General features: G+C 49.1%; 16 protein-coding genes. 6 read left to right on the top strand and 10 right to left on the bottom strand.

The window, feature by feature from the left end; genetic code table 11:
- Nucleotides 1-5: 5 nt before the first annotated feature.
- Nucleotides 6-2,228, bottom strand: a complete 2,223-nt coding sequence (locus tag CUJ83_RS05785; RefSeq protein ID WP_230741341.1) for an ATP-dependent DNA helicase — start codon at nt 2,226-2,228, stop codon at nt 6-8.
- A 123-nt stretch (nt 2,229-2,351) separates the two neighbouring features.
- Here CUJ83_RS05785 and CUJ83_RS05780 point away from each other — a divergent pair, with 123 nt between their 5' ends.
- Nucleotides 2,352-2,723, top strand: coding sequence for a cupin domain-containing protein (locus CUJ83_RS05780; RefSeq protein WP_230741340.1), 372 nt, complete (start codon nt 2,352-2,354; stop codon nt 2,721-2,723).
- Between the two features lie 298 nt (nt 2,724-3,021).
- On the opposite strand, the gene CUJ83_RS05775 is transcribed toward CUJ83_RS05780, so the two are convergent.
- The gene (locus CUJ83_RS05775) at nt 3,022-3,543 is read right to left on the bottom strand and encodes a DUF367 family protein (RefSeq protein ID WP_230741339.1); all 522 of its coding nucleotides are present in this window, start codon (nt 3,541-3,543) and stop codon (nt 3,022-3,024) included.
- Between the two features lie 65 nt (nt 3,544-3,608).
- Here CUJ83_RS05775 and CUJ83_RS05770 point away from each other — a divergent pair, with 65 nt between their 5' ends.
- Nucleotides 3,609-4,478, top strand: coding sequence for a UbiA family prenyltransferase (locus tag CUJ83_RS05770; protein ID WP_230741338.1), 870 nt, complete (start codon nt 3,609-3,611; stop codon nt 4,476-4,478).
- Nucleotides 4,479-4,481: 3 nt separating this feature from the next.
- Here the strand turns inward: CUJ83_RS05770 and tnpA are convergent, their stop codons facing one another.
- Complete coding sequence (tnpA, locus tag CUJ83_RS05765; protein WP_230741337.1) at nt 4,482-4,871, bottom strand: IS200/IS605 family transposase; 390 nt, start codon at nt 4,869-4,871, stop codon at nt 4,482-4,484.
- Nucleotides 4,872-5,065: 194 nt separating this feature from the next.
- On the opposite strand from tnpA, the gene CUJ83_RS05760 reads away from it, so the two are divergent.
- On the top strand, nt 5,066-5,758 hold the full coding sequence (locus CUJ83_RS05760; protein ID WP_230741336.1) for a class I SAM-dependent methyltransferase: 693 nt from the start codon (nt 5,066-5,068) through the stop codon (nt 5,756-5,758).
- A 2-nt stretch (nt 5,759-5,760) separates the two neighbouring features.
- On the opposite strand, the gene CUJ83_RS05755 is transcribed toward CUJ83_RS05760, so the two are convergent.
- Together CUJ83_RS05755 and hisG are read right to left on the bottom strand one after the other, a co-directional pair.
- On the bottom strand, nt 5,761-6,438 hold the full coding sequence (locus CUJ83_RS05755) for a phosphoglycerol geranylgeranyltransferase (RefSeq protein ID WP_230741335.1): 678 nt from the start codon (nt 6,436-6,438) through the stop codon (nt 5,761-5,763).
- Between the two features lie 74 nt (nt 6,439-6,512).
- Nucleotides 6,513-7,370, bottom strand: a complete 858-nt coding sequence (gene hisG / locus CUJ83_RS05750; RefSeq protein WP_230741334.1) for an ATP phosphoribosyltransferase — start codon at nt 7,368-7,370, stop codon at nt 6,513-6,515.
- A gap of 142 nt (nt 7,371-7,512) precedes the next feature.
- Here hisG and CUJ83_RS05745 point away from each other — a divergent pair, with 142 nt between their 5' ends.
- The gene (locus CUJ83_RS05745) at nt 7,513-10,263 is read left to right on the top strand and encodes a HEAT repeat domain-containing protein (RefSeq protein WP_230741333.1); all 2,751 of its coding nucleotides are present in this window, start codon (nt 7,513-7,515) and stop codon (nt 10,261-10,263) included.
- A 4-nt stretch (nt 10,264-10,267) separates the two neighbouring features.
- Here CUJ83_RS05745 and CUJ83_RS05740 read toward each other — a convergent pair whose 3' ends face one another.
- The 5 genes from CUJ83_RS05740 to CUJ83_RS05720 form a co-directional block, all read right to left on the bottom strand.
- Nucleotides 10,268-11,557, bottom strand: coding sequence for a tripartite tricarboxylate transporter permease (locus CUJ83_RS05740; RefSeq protein ID WP_230741332.1), 1,290 nt, complete (start codon nt 11,555-11,557; stop codon nt 10,268-10,270).
- A 43-nt stretch (nt 11,558-11,600) separates the two neighbouring features.
- Entirely contained in the window at nt 11,601-13,292 is a 1,692-nt protein-coding gene (locus CUJ83_RS05735; protein ID WP_230741331.1) for a glycoside hydrolase 5 family protein, read from the bottom strand.
- On the bottom strand, nt 13,282-14,250 hold the full coding sequence (locus CUJ83_RS05730) for a glycoside hydrolase family protein (protein ID WP_230741330.1): 969 nt from the start codon (nt 14,248-14,250) through the stop codon (nt 13,282-13,284). The genes CUJ83_RS05735 and CUJ83_RS05730 overlap by 11 nt, the downstream gene beginning before the upstream one ends.
- A 412-nt stretch (nt 14,251-14,662) precedes the next feature.
- Entirely contained in the window at nt 14,663-16,075 is a 1,413-nt protein-coding gene (locus CUJ83_RS05725) for a Ni/Fe hydrogenase subunit alpha (protein WP_230741329.1), read from the bottom strand.
- A gap of 10 nt (nt 16,076-16,085) precedes the next feature.
- Complete coding sequence (locus CUJ83_RS05720) at nt 16,086-17,006, bottom strand: NADH-quinone oxidoreductase subunit B family protein (RefSeq protein WP_230741328.1); 921 nt, start codon at nt 17,004-17,006, stop codon at nt 16,086-16,088.
- Nucleotides 17,007-17,872: 866 nt separating this feature from the next.
- On the opposite strand from CUJ83_RS05720, the gene CUJ83_RS05715 reads away from it, so the two are divergent.
- Nucleotides 17,873-18,115: a 4Fe-4S binding protein gene (locus CUJ83_RS05715; RefSeq protein WP_369423884.1), complete on the top strand. Its 243-nt coding sequence runs from the start codon at nt 17,873-17,875 to the stop codon at nt 18,113-18,115.
- A 24-nt stretch (nt 18,116-18,139) separates the two neighbouring features.
- On the top strand, nt 18,140-18,392 hold a 253-nt coding region (locus CUJ83_RS05710; protein ID WP_230741326.1), incomplete at its 3' end, for a 4Fe-4S dicluster domain-containing protein.

The following is an 18,392-nucleotide window of genomic DNA, read 5'->3' as shown; positions in this document are numbered from 1 at the left end:
TAAAATTATTCATCGAAGCTGAAAAGGGTGCTCTGTCCGGTCCTGGTTTGCTCCGGCTCTTCAGGCGCCACATGGTCGACCTTTCTTCCAAGCTGGCCCAATATGCCGGCAGCGAGCTTTTCTCCTATCGCGGGTATCGCGGCAAGGCTCTTCAGGTCGGCACCCTTTAGCTTTTCGCGGCTGGTATACCCTGCATCGTACAGGCTTCTGGCCCTTACCCTTCCCACTCCTGAAAGCTCTATCAGGTCTAACAGCTCGCGGCTGGCACCGTTCTCCAGCCTGATTCCTAGCTCTCTTGAAAGCCTCGTGACGGGGGCTCCTGTCATGCCAGATATCTCGGCCGTCGCATGCATGAGCCACACGCACGTGTCCATGAGATTCCTTATGTCGCCGGGCCCGATGCCGTAGAACGAGGTTATCTCCTCCTCGCTCTTTTCGTTTATCCACATCTCGGCGAGCGCAGCGGTCTTGACGCTTGACAGGAATTGCTCGAAATCTATCTCGTCCGCATAGCTATCGGGGATATCGATCAGAAAATCGCTAATATGCTGGTCCGTATATTTTGCTATCCACGAGTAGTCGTTCCTTTTCAGGTAAAGCTGCTTTATGTCCGGCGTCGAGCATATCAGGTGTAACATCCCGAATTCGGTGTTATCATCCTTTTTCTTCTTCGCCGACTCAAGCCCTTTAACTATAATGGACGATGACAGCGGGTCGATATAAAGCCTGGATGTGAGCTTGCCCAGTTCAGTGGCCTTTAAGCTCCCCCCTTTGCTCTCCACGATCATGTTCTCGACCTTTAAAAAGTCAAGGACATTATCCAGGACAGAGGACAGGTCACCTCTCTGGTATGCGAAGAAAGTGGTATCCATGAACTCTTTTATATCATCCCTGCTCCTGCAGAAGTCAGTGGCCACCGCCGACAGCACATGGGCTCTCATCGCTGGCTCGGTCCCGAGACGGGAAGTGATCTGCTCCGGCCCGGCAAGAACATAGTTCTCCATAAGCTCTTCGAACTCGTCATAGTTCTTAGCTATAAGGACCGCTTCACCATACGGGTCAAGCCTTGGCCTGCCCGCACGGCCCGCCATCTGTTTATACTCAAGCACCGGTATCGGCACGCTCCCGTAGTTAACATCAAAGCGCTTATAATCCCTTATTATGACCCTTCTGGCGGGCAGGTTAAGCCCTGCAGCAAGTGTCGGCGTACACGCTATTACCTTAATTATGTTCTTCTTGAACGAGTCCTCCACAATCCGCCTGTGCTCGCTCTTCAGGCCTGCATGATGGAAGGCCACGCCGCATGCGACGCAGTTCGCCAGCTTTTCGCATATGTCGGTCTCCGCATGGCTCATGACCTGCTGCCTTATCTTTAGAAAATCAGCCTTTTGCTCATCAGTTAATTTCTTCGAGAGAGACCTCGCGAGCTTCTGTGCTATGCTCTCGCTGCTTTTACGCGTATTCGCGAACACGAGGCACTGACCCCCTTCCTCCAGAGTGTCCGTCACAAGGGAAAGCACTTCGTCGGGTCCGGCGGAGTTTAACACTCTTTTATCATTCGTGAACTTGATAGCCCTGCCGAAGAACACTCCCTCTTTCAGCTTCGTCGGCCTCCATTCGCTGAGGACAAGCTCTGCTTTCATCCATTTTGCCAGGGACTTCGCGTTGCCGATGGTCGCAGAAAGCGCCAGCACCTGTATGTCCGGGTTAAGCTTCATCAGCTTCGCTATGGTGACCTCTAGAGTGGGGCCCCTGTTGGCCGAATCTATGAGATGCACCTCATCGGCCACGACCACGGAAAGGTTCGAGAGCCATGTGGCCCCGTTCCGTAATAATGAGTCTGTCTTTTCCGAAGTGGCAACTATTATGTCCTTTTCTCCCAGCCACTCGTCCTTTGAGTCATAATCCCCTGTCGCGATACCGACCCTGACCCCGCCCTCTTTTATGTTAAGGTTTGAGAATTCGACGAACCTGTCATACTTCTCGGATGCCAGGGCTTTAAGAGGGACGATGTATATCGCCTTGCCTCCGCGCGCGACCGACCTTATCATCGCCATCTCTGCCAGCAGGGTCTTACCGCTCGCCGTAGGTATCGCCGCCAGAAGGTTTTTTCCCTCGATTAAGCCCTTCTTCACGGCCTCTGCCTGAGGCTCATATAGTTCGGTTATCCCTGAGCCAATATAAAAGTCCTTTAAGGCATCGGGCATGTCAAGTTCGGCTATTTTCATATAAAGGGATTTGATGCGGCTATACTAAATCATGTTTTCCCTAGGTCATTGAAAGTTTTAATCGCCATCTACCCGGCTTTCAATTATCAGCACATAGATGATATTGAGTTATGAGGCATCGTGATGCAGGAATCGGACATATTAAAGGAAGAGGCGAAAAGGGTCTTTGATCTTGATGACTACCGGCAGGGTAAGAAGCTGACACCGAACGAGGTGCCGGTGTATGAGTCTAAAGACCATCGCATAAGGCTCTGGACTGTCATGATGGGGCAGACGCTGCCGTTCCATAAGCATACCGACTCGGAGTGTATAATGATCGTCATGGGCGGCATGGGCGAGTACCGCTCTGCCGAGAATGAGCCGCTGATGGTAGACGAAGGCATGATGATGGTATCGCCTCCGGGAAGATCCCACGGGATCAAGAACGTGGGGAATAGCCCTCTGGTAGTGCTCACGATAGAAGGTCCGGGAAAATTCGATAACAGGCTGCTGTGAAGGGCGCCTAAATACTCTTTGCTAGGTCCTGTAATTTCCACAATTTATGTTTCTGTTCTACTGTGATCAAGCCTACCACAAAGGCAACTAAGGACGCTATTTTTCACCACGAAGCGCACAAAGGCAAGTAAGGTACACAAATTTTTTAAGTATATGTTAATCTTCTTAAAAGTCCTTTGTGAACCCTTGTGCCCATAGCGCCCTTCTTGGTGGAAAACTGGTGGTCCTTATTCGCCTTCGTGCGCATTGCGGTGAAAATGGGGATATAATAAAATTATGAATTAATGGGACTCACAGTTCACGGCATGAACTCTTTTTGTATCTCTATTATATCGGCAGAATCTTTAGCCGCGGCATATGCCTCCAGAGGCTCTCTGTTCAGCGCGAAGAACGTCTCTCCCCACTTGAACCTGGAAGCGACCTCAAATGCCTGTTCCTTATACCCAAGAATGTACAGGGCGGCAACGAACGCTTCAGCGGAATTGAACATGAAAGGCCTCCCGTAGTTCATCGGGTTCGCCGCGAGCATATAGGGCAGGGCACGGTTCTCCATATGCTTGACCTTTAGCATGGGGAACACCCTTTCCACCTCTTCCCATGTGCAGTCAAGTACCACTATGCCCTTTTGGGCATATTGCCTGTCTGCCGGCGATATGGCTTTGCCCGCCGTCGGATCAAGCAGGATCGCGCCGAAAGGAAGCTTCTCTATGGACTCATACATCGTGACGAGGCCGAATTGTTTCATACGCCTGGCAGTGCACTTTTTCGGGTCGTCCTGCCTGGCATGGTACACGTACAGTCTCGCTTTTTCTCCTTCCATAGAAAATCGTTTTATAGGATAATACTGATTATGCTTTATATTTGCTGTCCTACGGAGAACATTTTATGGTCTTTAAAAAAATGAAGGCTATATGGGAGCTAACCAGGCTGGAACACGGCCTAATCTATGCTTTTAGCCTTGTCATCAGCTTAATGATCGCTTACAGAGGCATGCCTGACCTTCAGGTGGCGCTAGCAGGAAGCCTTGCAGCGATATTCGCCGAGATGGGAGCATTCGCCCTGAATGATTATTATGACGTAGAGGTCGATATAAAGAATAACCGGACTGATCGTCCTATCGTCAGGGGAGATATTACGAAGAACGAAGCCCTCTGGCTTACTGTCATCACTTTCATACTAAGCATAATATCGATCACATTCATGAATAACATCGGGGCCATCATAGTGCTCATACTCCTGATAGCCTTCAGCATACTGTACAACGTAAAACTTAAGGAGTACGGGATATGGGGCAATATTTACATCAGCTTCACCATGGCATCCCCTTTCCTGTTCGCCAGCGTCCTCTTTGAGAATTCATATGTTCTTTATGTGCTTTCCGCGATAGCGTTCCTGATAGGCGTCGGCAGGGAGATCATGAAAGGAATAATGGACGTAGAAGGCGATGCGCTGAGGGATGTTAAGACGATAGCGCGTGTCTATGGGGAGGAAAAGGCAAAATACATGGCCGTAGGACTTTACGCGGCGGGGATGGTACTGGCGCCGCTGCCGTTCTTTTTCGAGAGCCTGGACCCGTCATATTACCTTGACCCGGTATATGCAGTATTTGCAGCAGCATCGTTAGCCGTGCTCACATGGGTATGCGTAAAGCTGCTCGGGAGCCATGATATTAAGACGGTCGGAAAAATGAGAAAGGTGACGATGGTGGCAATGATCCTGGCACTGCTAGGATTTTTGCTGGGCGCCCTCATATGAGGCTCATGCTACAAGCTTGACCATGTTAGAATCGTTATGTGCGGCCACGTATTCGTCGATTGTCCTTTTATCTACCTCTTCGACAGTGACGATATAGTATGACGATGACCATAGCCCGTCTGACAGCGCAGCCTTGATCTCCGGGAATTTCAACACAAGAAAAGACCATGTCAGGTTCTTGAGCGCTTTGACGATGCTGTAAGGCGACTCCATCGGGCTTGCCGCTATATTAAGCCTTATATGATCGGGATACACGTCAATATCGCTTGCCAGAAGCTCTCTTGACTTTGATATCTCCCGTATGGTGCTCTCAATGTAGTCCTTTATCGGACCTATAAAAACAGGTCTCCTGTTCTTCGTTATCAGCACGATGTGATAGTTTATGCTGAACACACCGCGACTCACTTCAATAGCTGAAATGGCTATATACCCCCAAGATATGGATATATGATGGCTTGATTTATAAAAGTATTGTTATTCATTATTTCACGATTAATTGGTTATATACACCAGAATAAACCTCAGAATCACGGGGCATGATTATACATATGCGGATATACAAAATTATTATCACAGGATGTTAGCTTATGTCCACGGGAGGTATTCTGTCCAGGTTTCATCCGGAAGGCATACCATATCCGCTTTCACGGGTTTATCTGTTCATAAGCTCCTCGCACGTATTTATCGACTTTTACAGGAGCGTTTCCGCCCAGGTATTGAAGAAAGTGTCCTCCGGAAGGATACTTGACATCGGCACGGGACCGGGAAGGCTGCCGATCATGATAGCGTCCAGGAATAATTATGTTCATGTCACCGGGATAGACCTGTCCGCAGATATGGTAAAGATCGCGTCTGATGCCGCCAGAGATGATGGGCTGGGCAACGTGGTCTTTAAGGTCGGAAATGCTAACTCGCTGCCGTTCGATGACAGGGAGTTCGACCTTGTCATCAGCACGCTATCCTTTCATCACTGGAAACAGCCTGACATAGCGCTCGACGAGATATATCGTGTCCTCAGGCACGGGGGAGAGGCCTGGATATACGATATGCCCCGGAAGATCGATCCCGAGCGTTTTGTGAATCTAAAGCGCAAGTACGGGTTTTTCAGAAGCTGGCTTTTACGGTTACACTCCTTTACGGAACCTTTCTACAACGAGAAGGAGCTTTCGAGGCTGGCCGGGTCCTCAAGGTTCAAAGAGCATACGATAGACTACATGGGAATAGCTTACAGGCTAAGGCTGTATAAAAATGGTAAAAATAGCTTGATAAGCCATAAATAGGCTTATCTTACGACTGTTTCTTTAAGCTTTTCGATACCGCCGTTCTCGTAGACCGCGTTACCGACTATTATGGTATCGGCATATTTTGCCATTTCCTCGGCTTTCTCCCTGGAGTTTATGCCGCCGCCATAGTACAGGACGGACTTATCCAGCTTTTCCTTGACGGCCTTCACGACCGCAGGGTCTCCGTAAGTACCGCTATACTCGATGTACACCACTGGGAAGTGGAAGAACCTGTCCGCGCATTCCGCATATGCAGCGACCTCTTTTACAGGTATATCGGTCTTTGCCTTGGTAACTATCGCTACCGCAGAGCGGGGATTTAATACAATGTATGCTTCAGGGATGATCCTATCCCAGTCCACTTTATAATGCTGCACCCATTCCTTATGGGCGCCCATTATCCAGAATGAGACATCCGTATTAATGATCGACGGCACGAAAATGAAATCAAGGTCATCCCTAAGACCGTCGATGTTGGCCGGCTCAAGCACTTTGGGGATGCTGTATTCCTTCAGCATGCCCACTAAGTTCGCTACGTTCTCTTTCGTGATGTTCTGGGTACCCGAGACCATGATGGCATCAGTGCCAGAATCTACTATCGCTGCGACGTCCTTTGGAGTTATCGGCTTGTCCGGGTCAAGTTTGGTGATGTGTCTCCATTTCCTCCAGTCAATCATTATGATCCCTGCTAAATACTTTTTAAAGATAAATTGTTCTCATTAACACTCGATACGACTTAATATTTATCCTGTCAGCGCATGATACGCTCAATGGGCACAATGAGAATATCCCTTGCCCCTACGTCCTTTAGCTCGTTGATGAGTTTATATATCTCTTTTTCAGGCACGACCGCATGAACTGCGCACATCGGTGACGTGGACTCGACCTTCATCACTGTCGGCCCTGACATGCCCGGTATCTTTTTCTTCACCATATCGAGCGACGATACCGGTACGTTCATCATGAGATACCTCTTGCCCTTCGCCTCGATCACGCTTTCCAGCGCCCTCGTTATCTCCGATATCTTCCTGCCGTCCTTCGCCATGCTTTCTTTGCTGGCTATAAGCTTTTGGGTCGTGCGGAGCACGTGAGCTATGATCTTAAGGTGGTTTATGGACAGCGTGGTACCGCTGGAAGTGAGGTCTACGATCGCGTCAGCGACCCCTATGTGCGGGGTTATCTCCGTGGCGCCTGAGACTTCGACGACGTGCACGTTGATGCCTTTTGACGAAAAGAACTTCTTTGTGATCTCCGGGAATTCCGTGGCTATTTTTTTACCTTCGAGATCCTCTATCTTTTCTATGTCCGAGTCGTCCGGAACAGCGACCACGAGGTCCGCCCTGCCCATTCCCATATCGAGCAAGACTTCTATGTCGCATCCTGACTCATGAATGAAGTCCACTCCCGTGATACCCATGTCCGCTGCCCCGTACTCGACGTATTCGGGGATATCCCTTGACCTGGCGAAGAGAAGAGTGATCTCATCGTCGACGGTCTTTGCGAAAAGGCTTCTGTCGGAATGGTCTATTATATGCAGTCCGGCCTGCTCGAAAATATTCATAATGGGTTCATAGACTCTTCCTTTATTGGGGAGTGCAATCCTTACCATATATTATCGAAGTTAATAACACCAGGTTAGATATAAGTTTTTAGATTATACGGAAAATAGATGATAATTCAGGACAAAATAGACTTATCTTAGAGGAAAAAAGTACGACTGACCACGATTCATAAAAGGTCCCGGAGGTATCATGTCAGCAGGCCGGACAGAAAAGGGCGTAGAGATGCTCATCCGTGAGCTGAAATACGCGGCAGACAGGGAGTTGCGCATAGAAGCGATAATAGCACTGGGCAGTTCGGGCGATCCCCGTGCCATCGGGCCTCTCATCGAGGCGTTGAATTTTGAGGATGCTGACATCAGGAGAGAGGCCGCGATAGCCCTTGGCTGCATCGGCGATACACGAGTGGTCGGTCCCCTCATCGAAGCTTTAAAAAGCTCATATAGCGGCCTCAGGATAAGTTCCGCCATAGCACTGGGCAGCATCGGCGATCCCCGCGCTGTGGAACCTTTGATCGAAGGGCTGAAGGACAGGGATGAGGCTGTGCGCCAAAACGCTGCATGGGCTCTCGGAAAGATCGGCGATCCCCGCGCTGTGCTTCCTCTTATTCGGGTGTTGAAAGACAAATTCGAGGAAGTCAGGGAAAACACCGCATGGGCTCTTGGAAACATCGGTGACGGTCGTGCAGTGGAACCGTTGATCGAAACCTTAAATGACGGCGATGACGCGGTTCGAAGAAGCGTGGTTATAGCTCTCGGCACGATAAATGATGCGCGTGCAATAGGCCCGCTGGTCCAATCCCTCAAGGACAGGGATGAGGCGATAAGGCGCGAGGCCGTGATAGCGTTCATTAATTTTAAAGAAAAAGCAGTGATCCCTCTCATTAACGGTTTAAAGGATAAGAACGAGATGGTAAGGCAAAACTCCGCGTGGGCGCTGGGCGAGATCCGCGACCAGAGGGCGGTCGGTCCGCTCATCGAGACTCTCAAGGATAGTAACAAATCCGTACGGTGGGACGCCGCGTGGGCACTCGTCAGGATAGGCGATGAAGGGGCGGTCGAGGCTCTTATCGAAGCTATGAAAAGCGATAACCGGTTCGTCAGGCTTAACGCTATATGGGCGCTGGGCGAGATACGCGATAAAAGGGCAGTCGAGCCTTTAATAGAAGCCCTGAAGGACAGAAATGACATTTTCAGAAAAGCCGCGATAGTGGCGCTGGGCAGCATCGGCGACACGAGAGCCATAAAGCCGCTTATAGAAGCAATACGCCAGGGCGATGAGGCGATCCAGCAGGAAGCCGCCATTTCCTTTAACAATATAGGGAAAGAATCGGTCGGCACCCTGATGGAAGCGCTTAACGATGAGGATTACAGGGTCCGTAAGGTGGCAGCATTATCACTGGGCGACCTGGGAGATCCTCGGGCTATTGACCCGCTTGTAAAAGCGCTGAAAGATAATGACCAGGCTGTCAGGTGGGATGCCGCGTGGGCGCTGGTAAAACTTGGAAATAAAGGCTCTATAACTTCTCTTCTGGAAGCGCTAAAGGACGAAGACCCGGACATGCGGCTTAAAGCGGCATGGGCGCTGGGCGAGATCGGGAACCCTGTGGCAATAATGCCGCTGATAGGGGCGTTAAAGGACGAGGATAATTATGTCAGGAATAACTCTTCGATGTCCCTGGCTGTCATTTTTGAATCCGTCATCAAGCAGCTTAAGAGCGAAGATTTTGTCACGCGCGGAAATGCGGCCATATACACGCTTCAGTTACTTGACCCTCTTATCAGGTCACTGGACGATGACAATATCATGGTCAGGACAGCGGTCGTGGGCGCTTTTGTAAGGATGATGGAACCGCTCCTGAACGTGCTTCACGAGGTCCGCGCAGGCGCCGTAGAAGCGGTCATTCGCAGGATAATAGGCCCGCTGATCAGGGCGCTAAAGGACGAGAGGAGAAAAGGGCGGCTTCAGGAATCAGACGCGCTAAGGCTAATATCTAACGAGTATGTAATAGGGGCACTGACCAAGGCCTTGAAAGACACGGACCCGGATATCCGCGGTAATGCTGCTATCACAATGCTGGTGATCCTCGACCCGCTGATCAAGGCATTGAACGACGAGAACAACGATGTAAGGAGAAAGGCCATCTATGCGTTCCTGGAACTTACCGGGCCGTTATTAAAAGTGCTCATGGAATTGCATGAGAACGCCGCAGACGTTTTCATTCGCAGGATAATAGGCCCGCTGACCAGGGCGCTCAACGACGATGACATGTATGTCAGGAGCAATTCCGCCATCACGATGTTCAGGATGGTCGAGCAGATCACGCCGATGCTGAATACAGGCGGGGAAGGATTGCGTATCAGCGCGGCAATGAACCTGGGCAAAATTAAGGATGTAAGAGCCACCACATCACTGGTCCCCTCATTAAAAGATGAAAATGAGAATATAAGGCGCGAGGCGGCGATATCTCTGGGGGTGCTGGGAGATCCCAGGGCAGTTGCGCCGCTCATAGAGGCCCTGGACGACCCGAGCATGCTGGTAAGGCGTGAAGCCGCGTGGGCTCTGGTGAGCATAGGGGATCTAGCTGTAATGCCTCTCATAAAAGCCGCGAACGAGGGCACGTGTACGTATAAATGGGAACTTGTCTGGGCGCTGGGGGAGTTAAAGGACCCCAGGGCTATAGAGACATTATTGCTGTCCTTGAAGGATAGCGATGAAAGGGTGCGCCGCGAAGCTGCGTGGGCGCTGAGATTCGTCAGCGACGTCAGGACCGTAGAGCTCTTAAAACGCGCTGTGGAAGAAAACGCCGACCTAAAGGAAGCGATGATAGCGTTCAAGAGCATGGGTGATGCCGATACTCTGGACTCGATACTAAAAGCGCTGACAGAAAAAGTTGAACAGATGAAGGTAGCCGAGATAGAAGCTCTGAAAGTCCCGAAATAAGGCATCACAGGAAATACAGTATACACGGCACTAATAACACTCCCATAAGGCATGTTTTTCTAACATCGATGATATGCGAGGCTACTCCTATGAGCGTCGATATGACGAACACCATCAATCCCAGTGTCCCGGTCATCAACAGGCACATGGTAGTCAGGAAAACGAGCACGGTCCTGTTCAGTCCGGAATAATCGAGTCGTGAGAATAGTCCTGCAAATGTGCTGCCTGCCGTAAGCATGAGCAGATAGGAGGTCACTCCTGCAGCACAAATTATCACCAGGAACAGAATAAACGTATCGAAGTTGATCTCGCCTCCAAGCAGCTCCTGGGCTGCCACGACCGCCCCGCTCCTGGGTCTCATTATGACGAAAAGCGCGACCAGGGAAAATATCGCTCCTGCCGTACTTACACCCGATATGGACACAATATGCTTTTTATCAGAGTCATCATCTCTCGATCCCGAAAATATGCCTGTGATGGTAGTCGCGACACCGGCGCTCACTCCCGGGAACCATGAGACCAGGGCACCTGATGCCGTACCTATCAACGCGCCTTTCACGATGTCCCTTCCCTGTAAAGTGATCATTTTGTCAGCCTGTCTCGGGATATTTGAAGAAGACCATAAGCTCATCATCAGGGCCGGAGCACCAAAAAGCCCGGAAAGCAGCGGTAAAAGCATGGTAGGCGCGCCAATGTTCACCAGCGGGGAGATAAGCGGCTCGAGGATGAAGGCAGTAATGCCGAGAAAGCCGCTGGTCAGAAATATTATGGACGCCCAGGATACCTGCCTGAGCCTGTCACGTATGTCCGGAAAAGGTCCGCGACCTTTACTGGACAGAAGTACGAAGACCGAGATTAAAATAAGTACTGCTGCCATGTTCTTTTGTAATGTCCCGTAATATGACATGAAGAAATATGCCAGCGGGGCAAGCAGCAACAATGATATAGGAATGGCGAGGCCGCTGCCCATTGCCGATAGCCTTATCGCCTCTATGCCTTTCCCGTCTAGTAACATCCTGTGTCCCGGCATTACGGCCATTGTCGTCGCATCGTCCGGTGCGCCTAGAAATATCGCCGGAATAATATCGAAGAAGCTCTGGGATATCGTGCTGGCTATGATGATCACTGCAACATATAGTTCTGCCATTCCCGATGTCACCAGGGCAGGTGACATTCCCAGCAGTATGGCGGATGTATTGTTGACATGGACGCCCGGAAGCAGGCCGGCAAAGATCCCTATGATAATGCCGGTCAGGACCGATAGCGATAAAAGTGGCAATGATAGTTCGATCACATATTATACTTAATTGCAAAATATTAAAAATTAGTGGTAACTCTTATGATCCTAAAACTAACGCGGATGATGTCGTCGCAGGCTCAGAGTTTATCTTTTTAACATCCTCGATAGAGTAGACGGTGCCATCCGCTCTGATGTATGCAGGCTCCGTATCGATGTCTATCACTGCAATGCCGTTCTCAGGCTTTACTATGTCCATGTCGGGCCATACCTGCCCTTTCCTGACGATCGACCGCTCCACAACTATGCTCGTGGCGTTCGTGACTACCTGTAACTGTTGCGGCGCAACCTCATCGCCGGGCAGCAACAGCTTTCCGGGCTCGTACCATGCCACCCATACTGTCCTGTTATCCTTATTGTATTTGTAGAGGCGGATACTGTCGTCAGAAGTAGGGACGCGCTCGACGGACGTGTAATCTCCTATGTTCTTATTAAGCTGCTTGAGGGCGTAGAATAACGGTCTTAGCTCTATGATCGTACGCTCCTGGTCCGAAGTGCTTATATTGGTCAGCGCCATCCCTCCCCACGGGGATATTCCGGAAGCTCCCCTGTAAAGCTCGGACTTGAATAAGGTGAGATCTTCCATTAAAGCCGTATCAATGAGCATAACGTCCTGTTCAGAGGCCACAATGACCTTTTTCACCATGTCGGAAGCGACGAAGCTCTGTGTCCAGTTTCTCGTATCTTTATCCCCCTCTATCAGCCTCTGGAAAAATTTTGACAGGCGGTAACGGTCCTCTTCTGTCGCAGGAGGTATCAGTATGCCCATCCTGGACGGCTCTTTATCCCATACCGTGGCCGGACCCCATGCAATGAAGGGCGTAGCGGCGGTGTCCCCGATAATTACTGGCTTCTTATACCCTCTCTGATCCATCTCATAGTCAAGCCATTTTACGGTCTTTTCGATCTCGTAAGGGTCACCGACTGCATGAAAGTTCACAGCGTCAAAAATATCCGGCCTGTCAAGGACTTTCCTTATGTCCGATAAAGAGTGGCTCATAATACGCTTATCAACGCTGTCGAAACTGGCCTCGTAATCGCCAGGGCCCGGGTCATCCTTGAACGCGGTCGTCACAATGAATGCCGCATGTGTCACTATCACGTCATCTGACGCATTATGCGCAGCCCTGTATGCCCTTTCCAGCATGATGATGTAATCGTAGGCCGGCTCTGGCTCCAGGTCCGAAAACTGGCTGCCGATCTCATATAACATTACGGGCTCTTTCAGGCCTGGCATATCATCTGTCCCGTCCTTATCATATCGTTCGACAATGGCCCTGACCCATTTTTCATAGTCGTCAAGGTTCTCCGGCTTAGGCGAATAGTTCCTTATCGGGTCTTTTATTGCCCAGGATCCTTCGGTCTTTAGGGTTATGACCAAATCCTTGAATCCCGCGTCCTGGTATTCCCTGACGAACCTGTCCATGCGCCGAAAATCTATCGGGGAATACCTGGTCTCCTGCATCCTTTCCCAGGAGATCTCATCGGGATAGTATTTTACTGCATCAACACCGAGCTCAGAAAAAGTCTCCGCCATCCCGGGCATGGCGTACTCGATGCCGATGATTATACTGCCGTTATAAACCTTACTAATAATGTCATTTTGTTCAGGCGGCATTCCTGTTAGCGTTTTTTCCTGTTCTGCCATCAGGCATCCGCCAGCTGTCACAAAGCCGGCCAGTATGATGACTATCAATAATATGGCAGTTATCTTAGAGTCCTTAAATATCATTGCTCCTTACCCAGGCATCCCACGACAGCTTTTCCTTACCGTCGCTACTTTTTATCAAACCCATACTTTTGAAAGGTTCCTCTATGTCCTGGTCATACATAAAACTCCAAATGACAAATTCTTTGTCCACGGATTCAGTGAGCCTGAAAAAAGCCGAGACGAACTCTGCCTGCTCCTGCTCGCCGCTTTCCCAGCCGGCAATGTCTATTTCGCTGAACCATCCTGTCTCGGTGAACGCTATGGGCTTTTCCGTATGAAGCCTGATCTCGGTATAGTAATCTGAAGGTATCTCTGACGGGTCTTTGTACCTTAATCCCGGATAAGTTGTGAAAGCTATCATGTCCGCCTGCGGGAATTTTTCTAAAAGCTCCCACTGGGCATTGGAGGCATTCCACGGGCCGGCAAATAAGCTTTTATCGATACCTTTCATCTTTTCCAGCTGGAAGACGGTGAATATCTTTGTGTCAGGCGAAACAGCCTTTATGGCATAATATGAATCGTTGAAGAGGCTGACGAACTTATCGAAGTCCTCGGGGGATCTTTCGTATAGCGTATTGATCTCTATGCCCATGCCTATATATGCCGGCTTATTCTTTTTCGCGAACGAGACTATGCTTTCCTTATACGTTTTTTTGACGCTATCGTCTAAAGGCCTGTTGAGGCTGCCGTCTCCCGAATATATATTTACCAGAACGACGGGTAAATAATCATATTCCGAAGCCCCGTAGATCAGAAATTCCGGACCTGTACCGCCTTCTCTGGACAATTCTATCCAGTCGCCGGCCCATGTGACGATCTCACCGGTCATCTTTGTCCTTTCGAGAAAATCCATCACATCGGCCTGTTCCCAGCTTTTAGGACTGAGGCTCACGCCTTTTAAATAAGGCTTATCGACAGGGGTTTTATCATTTTGCGGTACTTCTTTCTGTCCTGCACAGCCCGAAATCGTTACAGCCATAAAAATGATCACTATCGTGAATAAGCTCAAAGCCGGGTGTTTGATCATATCGGATACTCATGAATGTTGAGCCCGACTTTATTTAAGATTTCCGATAATAAACTAATAAAAGGTATTCTGATCAGATATTATTATGTTATATATTGAAAATAATCCTAAGTAACAAAGTATGCTTAATTTAATTATTTTCATTCTAATATCTATCACATTATATTTTTATGAATACAGTTCTTAACCGAAAATGATAATAATCACTATGAGAGCTGGGAATTTCCATTCTTTCCGCTTACCCAAGAGTATAAACTATTTCAAAATTATGCATCGATAAAGTGTACACTATAATGATCGTAAAATGAAAAACCTGAAGAAAAAGAAAAGATCGCAAGCCCTTTCGGGCTCGCATTAAGCTTATTTATCTCCTTAAGACCTGCTTGCCTGAGGGGGTGTTAAGAACGACCTCTAAGGGCATCTTGCCTGCTACGGTGTGGGTAGCGCAGGAGAAGCACGGGTCGTATGCCCTGATGACCATTTCCATCCTGTTGAGGATACCCTCTGCCGGGGTCGGGGTGTCGATGATCTTCTGGGCGGTGTTCTTCAGGCCTACGTTCATTGCCTTGTTGTTGTGGGCAGTTGCGACGATGATGTTGGCCTTGGTGATAATGCCGTTCTCATCAGTGTCGTAGTCGTGCATGAGGGTGCCTCTCGGTGCCTCAATGACTCCTACTCCAGTGCCTGCGCGTGCCTTGACTGGTACGCGGAGTTCCTTGCCGGTGATGGCCGGGTCGGACAGCATCTCGACTGCTCTCTCAGACGAGTATAACAGTTCAATGAGCCTTGCGTAGTGGTACAGGAGGGTCAGCTGTGCCGGCCTGCCGAATGCCTTTCTGAACTCCTGGAGCTCAGCGTTGGCGAGCGGGGTGCTGATCTGGTCACAGGCATTTATCCTGGACAGCGGGGACACACGGTACATGCCGTTCTCCCAGCCCATCTCCTTCCAGTACGGTGCCTTCAGGTAAGAGTGCGGGTAAACGTACTCTGCTATGTAGTTGAGGTAGTCCTTCGGGTCAAATTCCTTGATGGTCGCGCCGTCCTTGCCGATAAGCCTTAACTGACCGTCGTACAGTTCGAGGTTACCGTTCTTGACAAGACCGAGGTGCATGGAATCTGCTTCGCCGAGGATCTTGATCGCGTCTATGTACTGGTTGAATATTGGCTTTGCAAGTGCGAGAGTTGCCTTGGAGAACTCTACTGCTTCCTTGGCCATCGGTAAGAGCCTGTCGACATCTGCCTGGGTAAGTCCCTTGGTTATGCCTCCCGGAACTGAGGTGACCGGGGATATGGACCTGCCTGCGGTCGCTTCGACGATCTGCTGGCCGACTTTCCTGAACTTGACTGCCTGTACGGCGAGCTCAGGGTTTGCGGCTATGATGCCGAATACGTTCCTCTGCTCAGGGCTTGCGTCCGGGCCGAACACGAAGTCCGGTGCTGCGAGGAAGTAGAAGTGCAGCGAGTGGGAGTGTATGAACTGGCCGTACTGCATGAGCTCACGGAGGAGCTTTGCGGTCGGGGCGGTCTCAACACCGAAGCATGCGTCTACTGCCTTGGCTCCTGCCAGGTGGTGAGATACGGGGCAGATACCGCAGATCTGGGTGACGGTCCTGGGGGCCTCTTCTACCGGCCTGCCGACGAGGAACTTCTCGAATCCCCTTACTTCCATGATGTTAAGCCTTGCGTCGCTGACCTTGCCGCTGTCATCGACATCGATCGTGACCTGTGCGTGGCCTTCAATTCTTGATACTGGTGCGATTTTGATCTGTTTTACCATTGTGATCACCTTATTTCTTAGCTGCTGTCTTCTCGATAGCCTTCTTGTTCAGTAACGAGGATGGTAAGGTGTACTTGTAGAAGTTACCTATCGGGTCGTATATGTCCGCGACCATTGCGTCGAGGTCAGTGTTCGGATCGTCGTCGAGACCGTAGCATGATGTTACTGCAGAGATCATCGCTGCACCCTGCTCTACGGAGTTCTCACACGGGCCGAAGCAGCCACGGCATGCTGCGCCTGCGGTGGGGCATCTTGCGCCACAGCCTGCCCTGGTGGCAGAGCCGCTGCAGAGGTATCCCTGCTCGAACAGGCACTTCTTGTCGTCCACGGTGCCCTCGAATGGCCTGAGGATCTTCTTGAGGTTCCTCTCGGACTTCTCTCTGGGACACTCGTCACATACAGACTTCGTGCTGAGCTCGTACGGTGCGCCGCCGAGTAATGATAATATTGCAGCGCCGATCATCGCGGGGTTCGGTCCGCAGCCCGGGATCATGACATCTACCTTGACGTAGTCGCCTACTGCTCTCATTTCGGGCAGTATGGTCGGGAGACCGTCCATGTACGGGTTCCTGCCTATCTCGTTCTTAGTGCTCTTCGTGGTCACGTAGACCTCACTAAGAAGCTCCTCTGTGGTGAATAAGTTAGCAAGACCGGGGTTTCCGCCGAAGCATGCGCAGCTTCCGAGTGCGATAAGTATGTCGCAGTTCTTCCTGATCTCGAGAAGCTCGTGGAGGTTGTCGCTGTTCCTGACACCACCGGATACTATACCTACAGTCGCCTTTGGCGGGTGCTTTACATCCATTAAAACCGGGATATAAGCGAACTCGATTTTCTCTAAAACGGGCAACAGTGTCTCGTGAAGGTCAAGTACCGATATTTCACAACCGGCACATGCGCCCAGCCAAGACTCAATTACTTTTACCTTTCCCATTGTTTTCACTCCATTGATCTGTAATCAAGACTTAAACCAGAATCGGCTTTCCCATAACCGATAACATCATCGATGTTCAGGTTTAGTACTAGATAACTTGACAACTGGTGGTATATAAAACTTTAGTTATAATTGAAAAGTTTTTCACCTTCAATAATATTATATAATTATATTTATAATTATATTATGGCCTACCAGCTCGTTCATTTGCCTGTTATTTTAGTGCAGGCATATGACCTCTTTCTTTAACCTTTTGTTCAGTCCGGTTCTATTGCCAGGCATGAGGTCCACAGTAATATATATTATGTGTCTGGTACATTAGATAGGTTGTCCACGGTGTAAAATGGCGGCTATATATATTTACATAGAGTAAGACTGCAGACCCCGGATTTTCTCGTCCGAAAAGCTTATAAGTTTATAAGAATAAATAGTATATTACATTATAAATTATAGTTACGATAGATTTTTTGCTTATATATTATAAGTATAATCATTATTTTTATTAATAATCATAGAAAAAGTTTATATTCTAAAAGCATTGAATATTGTACTTATAGTGGATAGGCAACCCATACTAAAAGCCCAGCGAATACGTATTAAATTTATTTTCAATTCGAATAACGTTGCCTAATAAACCCTAAAAATATAAAAGGAGGTTAAACAAAGGCGATACGAATAAAAAAGGGAATAAAGGTGGCTGTATTCAGCATAGATCAATTAGGGAAAAATATTTAAAAATCAAGTGACATGTTTAGATATTCATTTATAGAAAAATGGCTAGGTGGGTTGGCATTTTCATTACAGCAATCTATTTATAGATTGTTAAGCATACAAAACCAACCAACTTATAAAAAACCAAAAGGCTGGTGCGTAACGTGACCACGTTATCGTTGGATATTCAAAGTAGAACCTGTACTGGTTGTAATAATTGCGTTGTTGCCTGCCCTGTCAATGCATTAGAGTTGACTGTCGCCAACCCGGTGACCAAAAAGAAGACTTATAATGTATTGAACGGAAAGGCAGTGGTTATCGATGAGGAAGTCTGCAACGGTTGCGGCGTTTGCTTAGAGGTATGTCCTCAAAGAGCGATCACACTTACAACAGAGTAGAGTTTGTATAGGAGGAGGAATTACTTGTTTCCCAGTTATGCAAAAAAAATAGAAGACAATAAGTTAAGTGTCGAGCAGAAGCTACTGACCGAAAAATTAAACCTGGTAGTTGATCTCGACCGCTGTACTGGTTGTGGAGTTTGTATTGATGCATGCCCCGAAGAGGCCGTTTCCGAAGGCCCGCTCGGAGCAGTGAACAGGGGTAAGGCACAGACCTCTAAGGTCGATGTCGACCCGAAGAAGTGCTCCTACTGTGGAGTATGCACAATACTGTGTC

Source organism: Methanooceanicella nereidis (assembly GCF_021023085.1).
Taxonomy (GTDB): domain Archaea; phylum Halobacteriota; class Methanocellia; order Methanocellales; family Methanocellaceae; genus Methanooceanicella; species Methanooceanicella nereidis.
This window is presented reverse-complemented; position numbering and strand designations above follow the sequence as displayed.

Excerpts from the sequence above, each read along its gene's own strand:
- CUJ83_RS05785 (WP_230741341.1), bottom strand. The coding sequence starts at position 2,228 with ATGAAAATAGCCGAACTTGACATGCCCGATGCCTTAAAGGACTTTTAT.
- CUJ83_RS05780 (WP_230741340.1), top strand. The coding sequence starts at position 2,352 with ATGCAGGAATCGGACATATTAAAGGAAGAGGCGAAAAGGGTCTTTGAT.
- CUJ83_RS05775 (WP_230741339.1), bottom strand. The coding sequence starts at position 3,543 with ATGGAAGGAGAAAAAGCGAGACTGTACGTGTACCATGCCAGGCAGGAC.
- CUJ83_RS05770 (WP_230741338.1), top strand. The coding sequence starts at position 3,609 with ATGGTCTTTAAAAAAATGAAGGCTATATGGGAGCTAACCAGGCTGGAA.
- CUJ83_RS05760 (WP_230741336.1), top strand. The coding sequence starts at position 5,066 with ATGTCCACGGGAGGTATTCTGTCCAGGTTTCATCCGGAAGGCATACCA.
- CUJ83_RS05755 (WP_230741335.1), bottom strand. The coding sequence starts at position 6,438 with ATGATTGACTGGAGGAAATGGAGACACATCACCAAACTTGACCCGGAC.
- hisG (WP_230741334.1), bottom strand. The coding sequence starts at position 7,370 with ATGGTAAGGATTGCACTCCCCAATAAAGGAAGAGTCTATGAACCCATT.
- CUJ83_RS05745 (WP_230741333.1), top strand. The coding sequence starts at position 7,513 with ATGTCAGCAGGCCGGACAGAAAAGGGCGTAGAGATGCTCATCCGTGAG.
- CUJ83_RS05735 (WP_230741331.1), bottom strand. The coding sequence starts at position 13,292 with ATGATATTTAAGGACTCTAAGATAACTGCCATATTATTGATAGTCATC.
- CUJ83_RS05730 (WP_230741330.1), bottom strand. The coding sequence starts at position 14,250 with ATGGCTGTAACGATTTCGGGCTGTGCAGGACAGAAAGAAGTACCGCAA.
- CUJ83_RS05725 (WP_230741329.1), bottom strand. The coding sequence starts at position 16,075 with ATGGTAAAACAGATCAAAATCGCACCAGTATCAAGAATTGAAGGCCAC.
- CUJ83_RS05720 (WP_230741328.1), bottom strand. The coding sequence starts at position 17,006 with ATGGGAAAGGTAAAAGTAATTGAGTCTTGGCTGGGCGCATGTGCCGGT.